Below are 13,746 nucleotides of genomic sequence, written 5' to 3'. Positions count from 1 at the left end.
AATTGTAGTATCAATCACAATTTGCTATTAAAAGAACTGCGGAAAGGCAAAAAAAAGTTTATAACTAAATGTGGCTGATAAGACGGTAACAATAGAATACCGCTTACCGATAACCTCCACGTTTCGCCGCCTGAGCGGGCGTTCTCTTCACCGGCCCCCCCGCTACCCGTATCACCCGTCATACCCACGCCAACACCAGGGCGTAAAAGGAGCAGGGGTTTCCCTTTTGCTCCTTTTTTTTCCTCTTCAGTTGTCACTTTTTCATACACGGTTGTCAGTTTTGCGCCAGCCAGAACCGGCATCGTCACTGCAGTATAGGGCTTCACCCAACAAGGAGCCTGACCGATGCTGCAGCAACCCGCCGACAAATATCACCCGTTTCCTCCCGTCACGCTGACCGATCGCCAGTGGCCAGGCCGAACGCTGAAGAGCGCGCCACGCTGGCTCTCAACGGACCTGCGCGATGGCAACCAGTCGCTGGCCGAACCGATGGATGCGGCACGTAAGAAAGCATTCTGGCAGCTGCTGCTACAGTGTGGTTTCAGGGAGATTGAAGTGGCGTTTCCCTCGGCGTCACAGACTGACTTCAACTTTGTGCGTGAGCTGATCGAAGAGCAGATGATCCCTGATGATGTGACTATCCAGGTGCTGACCCAGGCCAGGGCCGATCTGATCGACCGTACGTTTGTGGCGCTGGAGGGGGCAAAACAGGCCTGTATCCACCTGTATAACGCCACGGCCCCGGTATTTCGCCGCCTGGTGTTTCGCCAGAGCCGTGAGCAGATTATCGAACTGGCCGTTAACGCCACGCGACTCATTCGCCAGCGCTGCGAAGAGCAGCCGCAGACTCACTGGACCTTTGAATATTCGCCGGAAACCTTCTGCTTCACCGAGGCCGATTTCGCCCTGGAGATCTGCGAGGCCGTGGCGGCCGTCTGGGAGCCCTGTGCGCTGCGGCCGATGATCATCAATCTGCCCGCCACGGTCGAGGTAAGTACGCCTAACGTCTATGCCGATCAGATCGAATACTTCTGTCGTCACTTTTCCCGCCGCCCACAGGTCTGTATTAGCGTACATCCGCATAACGATCGCGGTACCGGTATTGCTGCCGCCGAACTGGCACTGCTGGCAGGGGCTGACCGGGTGGAAGGCTGCCTGTTCGGCAACGGGGAACGCACCGGTAATGTCGATCTGGTGACCATGGCGCTGAACTTCTACACCCAGGGCATTGATCCGCAGCTTAACTTTAGCCAGATGAAGCAGGTCGTCGACGTGGTGGAACAGTGTAACCAACTGCCGGTTCATCCGCGCCATCCCTACGCCGGAGAGCTGGTCTTTACCGCATTTTCCGGTTCCCACCAGGATGCGATTAAAAAAGGGTTTGCCGCGCGCCAGCAGCAGCAGGACAGCCGCTGGGAAGTCCCCTATCTGCCTCTGGATCCGGCGGACATCGGCTGCAGCTATGAGGCGGTGATCCGCGTCAACAGCCAGTCAGGAAAAAGTGGGGCGGCGTGGATGATTGAGCAGAATCACGGCCTGACGCTACCGCGCACTCTGCAGCAGGACTTCAGCCAGCAGGTACAGCAGGTGGCCGATGCGGAAAATCGTGAAATGACCCAGGCGGCCATCTGGCAGCTGTTCCGCCGGGTGTACGGCATTGAAGCCCCGACGTTGCAACTGGGGGAGTACCGCAGCGAAAGTGACAGCCAGGGAGAGTTACGCTTCGAGGCAGGCATCCGCCGGGGCGATCGGTATGACAGCATCAGCGGGCGCGGAAACGGCCTGCTGTCAGCGGCTGCGGATGCGCTGCGCCAGTCGCTGGACATCGCGTTTACCATTCAGGATTATCACGAGCATACCCTCGGCCAGCGCAGCGACAGCCGGTCCGTCACCTATCTGCGCTGCATCTTCCCCGGCAATCGCAGCGCCTGGGGCGTGGGTATCGACAGTGATGTATCACGCGCCTCTTTGCAGGCACTCCTGAACGCCGTGGCGCAGCATCAGCCGGCCGGGAAATAGTCACTGGGGGCGACGCCAAGGATGCGGCGGAACATGGCGCTGAAGGCGCTCTGGCTTTCATAGCCCAGCTCCAGCGACACCGTCAGCACCGAATCTCCCCGCGCCAGGCGCGTCAGGGCTTCCATCAGCCGGGCGCGTCTGACCCAGTCGCTGAACTGCAGGCCCGTCTCCTGATAAAAACGCCGGGCGAGCGTGCGGCTACTGACGTTGACCCGACGGGCGCTGTTTTCCAGCGTCCAGCTCTCTCCCGGCGACGCGCGCAGTGCCCGGCACAGCCCCAGCAGCGCCTCGCTCTGCGGTTCCGGCAGGCTGAAGGGGAGCTCGGTCATCACGCGGATTTCATCAAGGATCAGTTCATAGATACGCTCGGCACGGCTGGCGGGGGCATAGGCTTCGGGCAGATCCAGCGCGCTGACGATCAGCTCACGCAGCAGCGGCGAAATCTGCACCACCTGACAGCTGGCCGGCAGGTCAGCACGCGCCAGCGGATCGACAAACAGCGTGCGGGCGGCCACCTCGCCGGTCATCTGCAGGGCGTGTTTCACCCCGGCCGGCAGCCATACGCCGCGACCCGGCGGCACAATCCAGTGCCCCAGGGCCGTCTCCACCCTGACGACACCGGTCAGCGTATGCACCAGTTGCGCACAGTTGTGATGGTGCTGCGGTTCAACGTCGCCGTGACGGTAGTCGTGCGCGTAGGGGACCAGCGGGCGGTGGGCAAAGGAAAAATCGAGAATGGCGGACATGGGGTTCTCGCAGGTTGACGGAGATCCATCCTAGCAAAAAAAAGGGCGACCGGAAAAAAAGGTCGCCCCTGGTGAAGCTCATCACCGGCACGGGCGGCCGGACCTTACCGTCTGCGCCAGTGCGGGCGTAACCGTGGTTAACGGAAGACGCTGATCGCCTCGACCAGCCGCGTCGCCTGCCGCGTCATCCGGCTGGAAGCCTGTGCGCCCTCTTCTACTTTCGCGGCGTTCTGATGGGTGATGTGGTCGAGATCTTCCACCGCCAGGCTAATCTCACCGATGGCCGTAGCCTGTTGCGCGGTAGCCGCACTGATCTCGGCGATCAGCGATGTGACGTTCTGCACCTGAGAAACAATGCTTTCCATCGTTTTACCCGCCTCATTCACATGCAGCGTGCCGGATTTGACCTTACCGGCGCTGCTCTCTACCAGCATTTTGATCTCACTGGCGGCTTTCGCGCTGCGCTGGGCCAGGCTGCGTACTTCTCCCGCTACCACGGCAAACCCTTTCCCCTGTTCTCCCGCACGGGCGGCTTCCACCGCGGCATTCAGCGCAAGGATATTCGTCTGGAAGGCAATACCGTCAATCACGCTGGTAATATTGGCGATTTGCTTAGAACTTTCGGTAATTTCCGCCATCATTTTAACCATATCAGTCATCGCCTCTCCCCCCTGCACCGCAGCCTTACTGGTGCTGATCGACAGGCTTTTGACTTCGGCGGCGGTGTCGGTATTACTCTTCACCGTGGCGGTCATTTCGTTCATCGTCGCGGCAGTCTGCTGGACGTTAGCCGCCGCCTGCTCCGTGCGGCGGCTCAGTTCGCTGTTGCCCTGCGCAATGGCGTCGCTGGCGCTGAGCACGTTAATGGCCTGGCCGCTGACGTCATCGACCAGCCAGCGGAACATCAGCCCCAGCTGACCAATGGCCCGCAGCGTCGTGCCCACCTCATCGACCCGGTCCATCTGCTCGACTTTATGATCGGCACCGGTAGCGACGCGCAGCGCCTGCTGACAGACCCGTTCAATCGGCCGGGAAACCTGCATTTCCAGCCAGGCTGAAGCCAGCAGCAGCAGCAGCGCCATACCCGCAGCAAACAGGCCCAGCGCCCCGTGGCTCAGGCCCAGCCCCCACACACCCAGCGTGGCCAGCGGCAGTACCGCCAGCAGCGCCGAGCGGATACGCCAGCGCAGCGGCAGCGTTTTAAACAGTGAACGCCAGCTCATCAGACCGGTGCGGACAATCAGCCCTTTATGGAAACGTTTACCTTTTGCCCTGCCATTACGAAAATCCTGGTACAGACGTTCCGTTGCGCGCACCTCCTCCTCACCCGGTTTGGTGCGCACCGACATATACCCCTGCACGTTGCCGTTGCGCACCACCGGGATGGCATTGGCCCGCACCCAGTAGTGATCGCCATCTTTACGACGGTTTTTGACCAGCGCGGTCCAGGGCTCCCCTTTCTTCAGCGTTGCCCACATATCGGCAAAGGCTTCCGGCGGCATATCCGGGTGACGCACCATATTATGGGGCTGGCCGTTGGTTTCCTCCGGCGTAAAACCGCTGACCTCAATAAAGGCATCATTGGCATAGGTGATGTAGCTACGGGGATCGGTGGTCGACATGAGCGTGGCGTCATCGCCAAACTCATATTCCTGCTGCGTAACGGGCAAGTTATTGCGCATGGGTTAAATCCTTGAATGGATCAACGGGAGTTGTACCAGGGAATATTAGTAACGTTTTTTTATATTTTCGGCGCGAAACCGGGGATCTTTAGCCGGGTTTACGCGAATAGCGTGATCGGGGCGACAAAGCCAGTAACATTGGCATTCGTGCCCTGCAGGCAAACACGTGGCCAGCACCAGCAAAACCGCTTCTTTTTTAGCAGGGTATTATTCTTTAGAGAAAATTTATGATACGGCAATACATCTTTATTCAGGCAAGCCAGAAGCGGGAAGGTCAGGCAGAGAGGTGTAAGAAAAGAGGTATAAAGGAAGGCGTGGACCGGGAAGGGATCGGGCTGGCGGTCAGAACCGCCAGCCCGCAGGAGGGTTACGCTGAAGGCTGCGCCTTCAGCTGTGCCTCATAGGCACGGGCCTGTTTGGCATCAAACTGGTCTTCCCACTTGGCAATTACCAGCACCGCCAGTGCATTACCTACGACGTTCAGCGCGGTACGCGCCATATCGAGGATACGGTCAACACCGGCGATAAACGCCAGGCCTTCCAGCGGAATACCGACGCTGCCCAGCGTCGCCAACAGCACCACAAAGGAGACGCCCGGCACGCCGGCAATCCCTTTAGAGGTGACCATCAGCGTCAGCACCAGCACGATTTCCTGACCCAGAGAGAGGTCAATGCCGTACAGCTGGGCGATAAAGATGGCGGCAATGCTCTGATAGAGCGTGGAACCGTCGAGGTTAAACGAATAGCCGGTCGGCACCACAAAGCTGGTGATCGCCTTCGGCGCACCGTAGGCTTCCATCTTCTCCATAATACGCGGCAGCACGGTTTCCGAGCTGGCAGTAGAGTAAGAGAGGATCAGTTCATCTTTCAGAATGCGGATCAGGGTGGTAATACGCAGCTTACAGAAGCGGGCCACCGCACCGAGAACCACCAGCGCAAAGAACAGGATCGCCACGTACACCAGGATCACCAGCTTCGCCAGCGGCCACAGTGAGGCAAAGCCAAAGTTCGCCACGGTCACCGAGATCAGCGCAAACACCCCGACCGGCGCATAGCGCATGATCATATTGGTGACTTTGAACATCGCTTCTGACGTTGAACGGAACACTTTCACCAGCGGGTCACGGTGTTCCGACGGCAGGGAAGAGAGGCCCAGGCCAAACAGCACGGAGAAGAAGATAATCGGCAGCATGTCGCCTTTGGCAATCGCCGCAAAAATATTCTGCGGGATCAGCGACAGGATGGTGCTCACCAGACTGTGTGGCTGCCCCTGAACCTGTGCCGTTGTGGCTTCATACTGAGAGATGTCCACCGTTGCCAGCGTCGACATATCAATGCCGGAGCCGGGTTGAAACACGTTCGCCAGAGTAATACCTGTCACAATGGCAATGGTGGTAATCACTTCGAAATAGACGATGGTTTTAACACCAATACGCCCGAGTTTTTTGGCATCACCTACGCCGGCAATACCGACAATCAGTGTAGAAATAACGATAGGTACGACGATCATTTTGATCAGGTGGATAAAGATATCACCGGCCGGACTGAGAATGTTGGTGACTAACCATTCACGGTTTTCCGGCTGATTATGCAGTATCGCGCCCGCGGCGATCCCCAGAACCAGTGCAATCAGTATTTGCCATGCAAGGCTGAATTTTACGGCTTTCATAACGTGTCTGTTTCCTTAACAAAACCTGCTTTCCGCGTGTGGTATGCGGAGTGAATAACACTCAAGGGAGGCTGACCGGAATCGGGCAATTCGCAGGTAATGGATGGTTGATTCCTGATTAACAGGCGCGTAATCAGTACCATTTTCAACGCCCTAAATGCAACCCCGCGAGAGATGAGGCTAATTAACCATCACTCAACAGGATAAAGCCCTGCTTTACGCCAAATAAAATAACTCTTTGTAATAATTAGAAATATTCCTGCCTGATACCGCATGACTATGCAGAAACGGGGTATTACCCCGCAGAAACAAAATGGTCTATTTGCGCCTTTTTTGTGCGACTTGTCGTGCGCCTCTCAACGATTACTGCGCGAAATGAATATCTTTAACGCCGTCAGATGACCCGGATCCATCAGATTATGTTATGGCGTGATCTGCCGCGCAAAAAGAAAACAAAGCCAAACCAACATCTTCACTTAACCTTTGATTGACATATTATTAACAATCTTCAAGGAGGCCAGCTATGAGCCAGTCACATACCTACCCGGTTCCCGCGAACATTGCGGAAAATACTCTGATTACACCCCAGCAGTACTCGTCGATGTATCAGCAGTCAGTACAGGACCCCGATGCGTTCTGGGGTGAGCAAGGTAAAATCCTGGACTGGATTAAGCCTTATACAGTGGTGAAAAACACCTCCTTCGCCCCCGGCAATGTCTCTATACGCTGGTTTGAGGACGGGACCCTGAACCTGGCGGCGAACTGCCTTGACCGCCATCTGACCAGCCGGGGTGACCACCCGGCCATTATCTGGGAAGGCGACGACAGCAGCGAAAGCAAAACCATCACCTATCGTGAGCTGCATCGCGACGTCTGTCGCTTTGCCAATACCTTAAAAGAGCTGGGCATCAGCAAAGGCGATGTCGTGGCTATCTATATGCCGATGGTGCCGGAAGCCGCCGTCGCGATGCTGGCCTGTGCGCGGATTGGTGCCGTGCATACGGTGATCTTTGGCGGCTTCTCTCCCGAAGCCGTAGCCGGGCGTATTATCGACTGTAACGCCCGTCTGGTGATCACCGCCGACGAAGGCATCCGCGCCGGACGCGCCATTCCGCTGAAGAAAAACGTCGATGATGCGCTGAATAACCCTAACGTGACCAGCGTTGGCAAAGTGGTGGTCTTCCGTCGTACCGGGAAAGACGTGGGCTGGAACAACGGCCGTGACCTGTGGTGGCACGAGCTGGTGAATAAAGCCAGCGCCCATCATCAGCCCGAAGAAGTGGGGGCGGAAGACCCGCTGTTTATCCTTTATACCTCCGGCTCTACCGGGAAGCCAAAAGGCGTGCTGCATACTACTGGGGGCTATCTGGTCTATGCGGCAACCACCTTTAAGTACGTGTTCGATTACCATCCGGACGACGTTTACTGGTGTACCGCCGACGTTGGCTGGGTCACCGGTCACAGCTATCTGCTGTATGGCCCGCTGGCCTGTGGGGCAACGACCCTGATGTTTGAAGGCGTGCCGAACTGGCCAAAACCGAGCCGGATGGCGGAAGTGGTGGATAAGCATAAGGTCACCATTCTGTATACCGCCCCGACGGCGGTACGCGCACTGATGGCCGAAGGCGACAAAGCGATTGAAGGCACCGACCGCTCCAGCCTGCGTATCCTCGGCTCCGTAGGCGAGCCGATTAACCCGGAAGCCTGGGAGTGGTTCCATAAAAAAATCGGCAATGGCCGCTGCCCGATCGTAGACACCTGGTGGCAGACGGAAACCGGCGGCTTTATGATCACCCCGCTTCCGGGAGCGACGGCGCTGAAACCCGGCTCGGCCACTAACCCGTTCTTTGGCGTGCAGCCTGCCCTGGTCGACAATGAGGGCAACGCCCTGGAAGGAGCCACAGAAGGTAACCTGGTGATCGTCGACTCCTGGCCTGGCCAGGCGCGAACCCTGTATGGCGATCACGAACGCTTTGAGCAGACCTACTTCTCTACCTTCAAAAATATGTACTTCAGCGGCGACGGCGCACGTCGTGATGAAGAGGGGTATTACTGGATCACCGGACGCGTCGATGATGTGCTCAACGTCTCCGGCCACCGTCTGGGCACAGCGGAGATCGAATCCGCGCTGGTATCGCACCCGCTGATCGCTGAAGCGGCGGTGGTGGGCATCCCGCACGGGCTGAAGGGCCAGGCGATATATGCCTACATTACCCTTAACCACGGCGAAGAGCCCTCGCCGGAGCTGTACACCGAAGTGCGTAACTGGGTGCGTAAAGAGATCGGCCCGATTGCCACCCCGGATGTGCTGCACTGGACGGACTCGTTACCGAAAACCCGCTCCGGCAAAATCATGCGCCGTATTCTGCGCAAAATCGCCGCCGGGGATACCAGTAACCTTGGGGATACCTCAACCCTCGCCGATCCTGGCGTGGTCGAGAAATTACTCGAAGAGAAGCAGTCGATTAAAATGCCATAACACGACAGGGGCCTCTGTGCCCCTGTTCTAAACTGCCGCAGAGCAGCCCTGCCGTATCAGGTCTTAATCTTGTCCGAACCAGGAATTATAAAAACTATATTTCACATTTCCCCTCAGTCACTGACGCTGCAGCAAGGCGGTAAAGCGATGAACTCCCGGGAACTTATTCGCATAAGTCACCAGGAAAAATGGCTCAGGCCTGTACCGCTGCGGCGTCAGGGATGAAGGGGGAAATACCTCTGGAGATATGACAATGAACGATGTCCTTTATCAAAGAATAGAAAAGAGCGCACGTTTTAAAGAGCTGGTGAGAAAACGCCAGAGCTTTGCCACCCTGCTGTCCGCCATTATGCTGGTGCTGTATGTCGGCTTTATCTTGCTGATTGCCTTCGCGCCCGCCTGGCTCGGCACCCCGCTTCATGAAGGGACGAATGTGACGCGCGGTATTCCCATTGGCGTAGGCCTGATTGTGATCTCCTTCCTGCTGACCGGCGTCTATGTCTGGCGTGCAAATGGCGAGTTCGACCGCCTGACCCGCGAACTGCTGAATGAGGTGAAAGGATGAAATCACGCCATCTGTTCTTTGCGCTGGCGGCCCTGCTGCCCTGCGGCGTGCTGGCGGCGGATGCCATCAGCGGTGCGGTTGAGCGCCAGCCCACCAACGTCGAAGCGATTGTCATGTTCCTGATTTTCGTCGGCTTTACGCTCGGGATCACCTACTGGGCCTCCAAGCGCACCCGTTCACGCAGTGACTACTATACGGCGGGCGGCAATATTACCGGCTTCCAGAATGGTCTGGCGATGGCCGGGGACTTTATGTCCGCCGCCTCGTTTTTGGGGATTTCGGCGCTGGTTTATACCTCCGGCTACGACGGACTGATCTACTCCCTGGGCTTCCTGGTCGGCTGGCCGATTATTCTGTTCCTGATCGCCGAGCGCCTGCGTAACCTCGGGCGTTATACCTTTGCCGATGTGGCCTCTTACCGCCTGAAACAGAAGCCAATCCGCACGCTTTCCGCCTGTGGTTCCCTGGTGGTAGTGGCACTCTATCTGATTGCGCAGATGGTCGGCGCAGGCAAGCTGATCCAGCTGCTGTTCGGCCTGGATTATCATGTCGCGGTGGTGCTGGTTGGTATCCTGATGGTGATGTACGTGCTCTTTGGCGGCATGCTGGCCACCACTTGGGTACAGATTATTAAAGCCGTCCTGCTGCTGTTTGGGGCCAGCTTTATGGCCATTATGGTGATGAAAACGGTCGGTTTCAGTTTCAACACGCTGTTTACCGAAGCCATCAAGGTTCACCCGAAAGGGATTGCGATCATGAGCCCCGGTGGGCTGGTACACGATCCGATCTCTGCCCTTTCGCTCGGGCTGGGGCTGATGTTCGGTACGGCAGGTTTACCGCACATTCTGATGCGCTTTTTCACCGTCAGCGACGCGCGGGAAGCGCGCAAGAGCGTATTCTGGGCCACCGGCTTTATGGGTTACTTCTACTTCCTGACCTTTATTATCGGCTTTGGGGCCATTCTGCTGGTCGGGGCCAACCCGGCGTTTAAGGATGCTACCGGGGCGCTGATCGGCGGTAATAATATGGCGGCCGTGCATCTGGCGGACGCGGTGGGCGGCAGTCTGTTCCTCGGCTTTATCTCTGCCGTGGCCTTCGCGACCATTCTGGCGGTGGTCGCCGGACTGACGCTGGCGGGGGCTTCCGCCGTGTCTCATGACCTGTATGCCAGCGTCTTCCGTAAGGGGCAGGCGAGTGAAAAAGATGAGCTGCGGGTGTCAAAAATTACCGTCGTTCTGCTGGGTATTGTGGCGATCCTGCTGGGGATTATGTTTGAAAAGCAGAACATCGCCTTTATGGTCGGGCTGGCGTTCTCGATTGCTGCCAGCTGTAACTTCCCGATTATTTTACTGTCGATGTACTGGTCGAAGCTGACCACGCGCGGAGCGATGATTGGAGGCTGGCTGGGCCTGCTGACGGCGGTGCTGCTGATGATCCTCGGCCCGACGGTGTGGGTGCAGGTGCTGGGCAATGCGAAAGCAGTATTCCCGTATGAGTATCCGGCGCTGTTCTCAATGCTGGCGGCGTTTATCGGCACCTGGCTGTTCTCGGTGACCGACAGCTCGGCATCCGGTGCGGAGGAGCGTCAGCGCTTCCAGGCGCAGTTTGTTCGTTCACAGACGGGGATCGGCATTGAAGGCGGGAAAGGGCATTAATATCAGAGAGGCAGGTGCGGACCGGGTGTCACGGTCCGCACCGTAGCGGTTCACAGGGGCGGACCGGCTGTTTCGGTCCGCCCACGCTGTCAGAAATGAACAGCGGCACCCACGTATGGGCCATCGGCCACGACGTTATCTTTACGGCCATCTTTGCCGTTCATGGTCATATATTTGTAACCCACGCTCACATCCACCAGCGAGATAGGTTGGAAGCTTACGCCTGCAGACGCTTCCTGGTAGTTATCGATATGGCTGGAGAACGAGTCCGGAGACCAGAAGTATTCACCGTACACATTGAACATGTTAGTCACCGGGACTCGCACGCCGCCACCGATAGCCACACCGTAGCCATCTTTGGAGTCTTTCGGGTTAGTTGACATCGCTTTAACAGTAGGAGACAGGAACACATCACCGACAGCCACGTTGTAGCCCAGACCCAGGCTTTCTACGTTACCGTCGTGATCGCTGCGCAGCCAGTCACCGGAAAGTGCAAAACCAGGGGTATTAGTACCCAGGCCTACGTGCACGTCAGTGTAATCTTTGCCCACACTCACGCCACCTTCAATCGCCTGGGCAGAGCCTGCCAGCGCCAGCAGCGCCAGAGCGCCGGTTGTCATTGCCACTCTTTTCATTTTTTTCTCCTGATTAAAATTTACTCACGCCTTGATGCGGCGGCCTTGCAGAGTAAACCAACCGTTAAAGAAATTATATGAGAAAGCCGTGAATCAATGTGAATTTGAGTAACCTTACAAAGCGCTGAAAACCGTTTATTTAACTCACGGTCCACATAATATGGCCAATGACCGGCGCGATCACCACCGTGACCACACCCGATAACATCATCACCAGGCTGGAGACCACACCTTCCTGCTGCCCCATCTCGTAGGCCCTTGCTGTCCCCGCGCCGTGCGAGGCAGCCCCGAACCCGGCCCCTTTCGCCAGCCCCTGTTTGATCGCCAGACGCAGGAACAGCAGGTCCCCCACGGCCATGCCAAAGACCCCGGTGATCACCACAAACAGCGCCACCAGATCCGGCTGCCCACCCAGCTGCTTCGCCGCCGCCAGCGCAAAGGGCGTGGTGATAGAGCGAACCGCCAGACTGCGCTGAATGGCTTCCGGCAGGGCCAGCATCTGCGCCAGCCATACCGAACTGCACACCGCCACGGTCGTCGCGGTGATCACCCCGGCGCTGAGGGAGAGCCAGTGACGGCGAATGATCGCCATGTTTTCATAGACCGGCACCGCGAATGCCAGCGTGGCCGGGCCAAGCAGCCACAGCAGCCAGCGGCTTTCCCCGATGTAGTCCTGCCAGGAGATATGGGCAACCAGCAGCAGCGCTACCAGCACCATAGGCGTCATCACCAGCGGCATCAGCAGCAGCCGGTGCCAGCGACGGTAGAGTCGCTTATTGAGGAAGTAAACCACCAGCGTGGCAAGCAGGCAGACGATACTGAGAATAAAATCACGCATCGTTTTTCCCCTGCTTACGGGCGGCAAGCCACAGTTCAAACCGGTATACCCGCTCCACCACCAGCGAGGTCGCCGCCAGCACCAGCAGCGTACTGAGGCCGATCACCAGCAGAATGCGCCAGCCTTCCACCCGCAGCAGGTCGCCGTAGTTCACCACCGCCACCACCGCCGGGACAAAGAACAGCAGCATTTCGGCCAGCAGCCAGCTGGCCCCCGCTTTCACCCAGCCCAGCGGCATCACACGCAGCATAATCATCGCCAGCAGCAGTAACATGCCGACAATGTTGGCAGGCAGCGGCAGGTGCAGCCAGTTCACTAACTGCTCTGACGCCAGAAAAAGCCCGACATACAGCGCCACCTGAAGCGGAACCTGCACCCGCTGCAGCCAGGCCGAACTCTGTGGACGTATTGCCAGTGCCATGCTGTTTTTCCCTCTTAAAATGTTTTTATGGGAAAGAGTATAAAGCGGTAACAAAGGGTGAAAAAAATGACTTAATATTATCCCAACTATGCCAGACAGGAATGATTATGGACGTTCGCGCCCTGCGCTACTTTGTGGAAGTGGTTCGTCAGCAAAGTTTTACCCGTGCCGCCGAGCAGCTGTACGTCACGCAGCCTACCATCAGCAAGATGCTGCGCCAGCTGGAGGATGAGCTGGGCTGTACGTTACTGATCCGCGAGGGCCGCAAGCTGCACCTGACCGATACCGGCCAGGCGGTGTACCAGCGCGGAGTCACCATCCTGCAGGAGTTTAAGCAGCTGGAGGCGGAGATCAGCGATATCAACGAACTGAAAACCGGTGAGCTGCGCCTGGGCATTCCCCCGATGGTCGGGATGCAGATTGCCGGATCGATCTCTGCCTTCCGCCAGCGCTATCCCGGCGTGGCGCTGAAAATCTCCGAGTTTGGCGGACTGACCGTTCAGCAGGCCGTGCTGTCCGGCAGCCTGGATATTGCCATGACCGCCCTGCCGGTGGCCGATGATTTGCCCCTCAACTCGCTGGCGCTGATGAGCCATCCGCTGTGCGTGCTGGTGCCGCGCACCGACGCCTGGCTGCGCCGCAGCCATATGCCGATCAGTGAACTGGCCGGGCTTCCCATTCTGATCTACAACGAGGAATTCTCCCTGAATCGCCAGCTGATGCGGGCGTTTCAGGCCAGCGGATTTACGCCACAGATTGCAGTGCGCAGCGGTCAGTGGGATTTTCTGGCGGCGATGGTACAGGCCGGGATGGGTGTGGCGATCCTGCCGGAGCCGATCTGCCAGCGTCTGGATAAGAGCCAGCTACTGTGGCTGCCGCTGGAGTCGGACCTGGTGTGGAAGCTGGGGCTGATCTGGCGGAAAGGGAGTTATCTGTCGCGCAGCGCCCAGGCGTGGATTACCTGCTGCCGCGAGTTCTGGCCGGGGGAAACGCCGTGCATTTCGTTGTGAACCGCTGGGGACAGACGTAAACAACAC

General features: G+C 57.8%; 12 protein-coding genes. 5 read left to right on the top strand and 7 right to left on the bottom strand.

Features of this window, described 5'->3' with window-relative positions; translation table 11 throughout:
- Positions 1–14: 14 nt before the first annotated feature.
- Positions 15–326, bottom strand: coding sequence for a hypothetical protein (locus ACZ3HG_RS21130; RefSeq protein ID WP_465334293.1), 312 nt, complete (start codon positions 324–326; stop codon positions 15–17).
- Positions 327–345: 19 nt separating this feature from the next.
- Between ACZ3HG_RS21130 and leuA the strand changes: the two genes are divergently transcribed.
- Positions 346–2,019 carry a 2-isopropylmalate synthase gene (gene leuA, locus ACZ3HG_RS21125; protein WP_191935537.1) on the top strand — a complete coding sequence of 558 codons (1,674 nt, stop codon included), beginning with the start codon at positions 346–348 and terminating at the stop codon, positions 2,017–2,019.
- On the opposite strand, the gene ACZ3HG_RS21120 is transcribed toward leuA, so the two are convergent.
- The 3 genes from ACZ3HG_RS21120 to gltP form a co-directional block, all read right to left on the bottom strand.
- Complete coding sequence (locus ACZ3HG_RS21120) at positions 2,001–2,765, bottom strand: AraC family transcriptional regulator (RefSeq protein WP_191935536.1); 765 nt, start codon at positions 2,763–2,765, stop codon at positions 2,001–2,003. The two genes, leuA and ACZ3HG_RS21120, sit on opposite strands and share 19 nt — an antisense overlap.
- 137 nt (positions 2,766–2,902) lie before the next feature.
- Positions 2,903–4,447, bottom strand: coding sequence for a methyl-accepting chemotaxis protein (locus ACZ3HG_RS21115; protein WP_191935535.1), 1,545 nt, complete (start codon positions 4,445–4,447; stop codon positions 2,903–2,905).
- Between the two features lie 367 nt (positions 4,448–4,814).
- The gene (gene gltP / locus ACZ3HG_RS21110; RefSeq protein WP_191935534.1) at positions 4,815–6,116 is read right to left on the bottom strand and encodes a glutamate/aspartate:proton symporter GltP; all 1,302 of its coding nucleotides are present in this window, start codon (positions 6,114–6,116) and stop codon (positions 4,815–4,817) included.
- A 523-nt stretch (positions 6,117–6,639) separates the two neighbouring features.
- On the opposite strand from gltP, the gene acs reads away from it, so the two are divergent.
- From acs to ACZ3HG_RS21095, 3 genes are all read left to right on the top strand, one after another.
- Complete coding sequence (gene acs / locus ACZ3HG_RS21105) at positions 6,640–8,595, top strand: acetate--CoA ligase (protein ID WP_191936025.1); 1,956 nt, start codon at positions 6,640–6,642, stop codon at positions 8,593–8,595.
- Between the two features lie 253 nt (positions 8,596–8,848).
- The gene (locus ACZ3HG_RS21100) at positions 8,849–9,160 is read left to right on the top strand and encodes a DUF485 domain-containing protein (protein WP_191935532.1); all 312 of its coding nucleotides are present in this window, start codon (positions 8,849–8,851) and stop codon (positions 9,158–9,160) included.
- Positions 9,157–10,815 carry a cation acetate symporter gene (locus tag ACZ3HG_RS21095; protein WP_191935531.1) on the top strand — a complete coding sequence of 553 codons (1,659 nt, stop codon included), beginning with the start codon at positions 9,157–9,159 and terminating at the stop codon, positions 10,813–10,815. Before ACZ3HG_RS21100 ends, ACZ3HG_RS21095 begins: the two co-directional genes overlap by 4 nt.
- A gap of 89 nt (positions 10,816–10,904) precedes the next feature.
- Here the strand turns inward: ACZ3HG_RS21095 and ACZ3HG_RS21090 are convergent, their stop codons facing one another.
- From ACZ3HG_RS21090 to ACZ3HG_RS21080, 3 genes are all read right to left on the bottom strand, one after another.
- Complete coding sequence (locus ACZ3HG_RS21090) at positions 10,905–11,450, bottom strand: YfaZ family outer membrane protein (protein ID WP_062748087.1); 546 nt, start codon at positions 11,448–11,450, stop codon at positions 10,905–10,907.
- Positions 11,451–11,589: 139 nt separating this feature from the next.
- On the bottom strand, positions 11,590–12,288 hold the full coding sequence (locus ACZ3HG_RS21085; protein ID WP_465334288.1) for an LrgB family protein: 699 nt from the start codon (positions 12,286–12,288) through the stop codon (positions 11,590–11,592).
- Positions 12,281–12,709, bottom strand: a complete 429-nt coding sequence (locus tag ACZ3HG_RS21080; RefSeq protein ID WP_191936023.1) for a CidA/LrgA family protein — start codon at positions 12,707–12,709, stop codon at positions 12,281–12,283. Before ACZ3HG_RS21080 ends, ACZ3HG_RS21085 begins: the two co-directional genes overlap by 8 nt.
- A 107-nt stretch (positions 12,710–12,816) precedes the next feature.
- Here ACZ3HG_RS21080 and ACZ3HG_RS21075 point away from each other — a divergent pair, with 107 nt between their 5' ends.
- Positions 12,817–13,719 (top strand): LysR family transcriptional regulator, encoded by a 903-nt coding sequence (locus ACZ3HG_RS21075; RefSeq protein ID WP_465334285.1) that lies wholly within the window; start codon positions 12,817–12,819, stop codon positions 13,717–13,719.
- Positions 13,720–13,746 lie beyond the last annotated feature (27 nt).

This window comes from Erwinia sp. PME.40.26/001 (genome assembly GCF_055556675.1).
The sequence above is the reverse complement of the archived record's forward strand: the minus strand, read 5'-3'. Positions and strand labels throughout refer to the sequence as shown.

Coding starts and splice junctions, on each gene's coding strand:
- leuA (WP_191935537.1), top strand. CDS start 346: ATGCTGCAGCAACCCGCCGACAAATATCACCCGTTTCCTCCCGTCACG.
- ACZ3HG_RS21120 (WP_191935536.1), bottom strand. CDS start 2,765: ATGTCCGCCATTCTCGATTTTTCCTTTGCCCACCGCCCGCTGGTCCCC.
- ACZ3HG_RS21115 (WP_191935535.1), bottom strand. CDS start 4,447: ATGCGCAATAACTTGCCCGTTACGCAGCAGGAATATGAGTTTGGCGAT.
- gltP (WP_191935534.1), bottom strand. CDS start 6,116: ATGAAAGCCGTAAAATTCAGCCTTGCATGGCAAATACTGATTGCACTG.
- acs (WP_191936025.1), top strand. CDS start 6,640: ATGAGCCAGTCACATACCTACCCGGTTCCCGCGAACATTGCGGAAAAT.
- ACZ3HG_RS21100 (WP_191935532.1), top strand. CDS start 8,849: ATGAACGATGTCCTTTATCAAAGAATAGAAAAGAGCGCACGTTTTAAA.
- ACZ3HG_RS21095 (WP_191935531.1), top strand. CDS start 9,157: ATGAAATCACGCCATCTGTTCTTTGCGCTGGCGGCCCTGCTGCCCTGC.
- ACZ3HG_RS21090 (WP_062748087.1), bottom strand. CDS start 11,450: ATGAAAAGAGTGGCAATGACAACCGGCGCTCTGGCGCTGCTGGCGCTG.
- ACZ3HG_RS21085 (WP_465334288.1), bottom strand. CDS start 12,288: ATGCGTGATTTTATTCTCAGTATCGTCTGCCTGCTTGCCACGCTGGTG.
- ACZ3HG_RS21080 (WP_191936023.1), bottom strand. CDS start 12,709: ATGGCACTGGCAATACGTCCACAGAGTTCGGCCTGGCTGCAGCGGGTG.
- ACZ3HG_RS21075 (WP_465334285.1), top strand. CDS start 12,817: ATGGACGTTCGCGCCCTGCGCTACTTTGTGGAAGTGGTTCGTCAGCAA.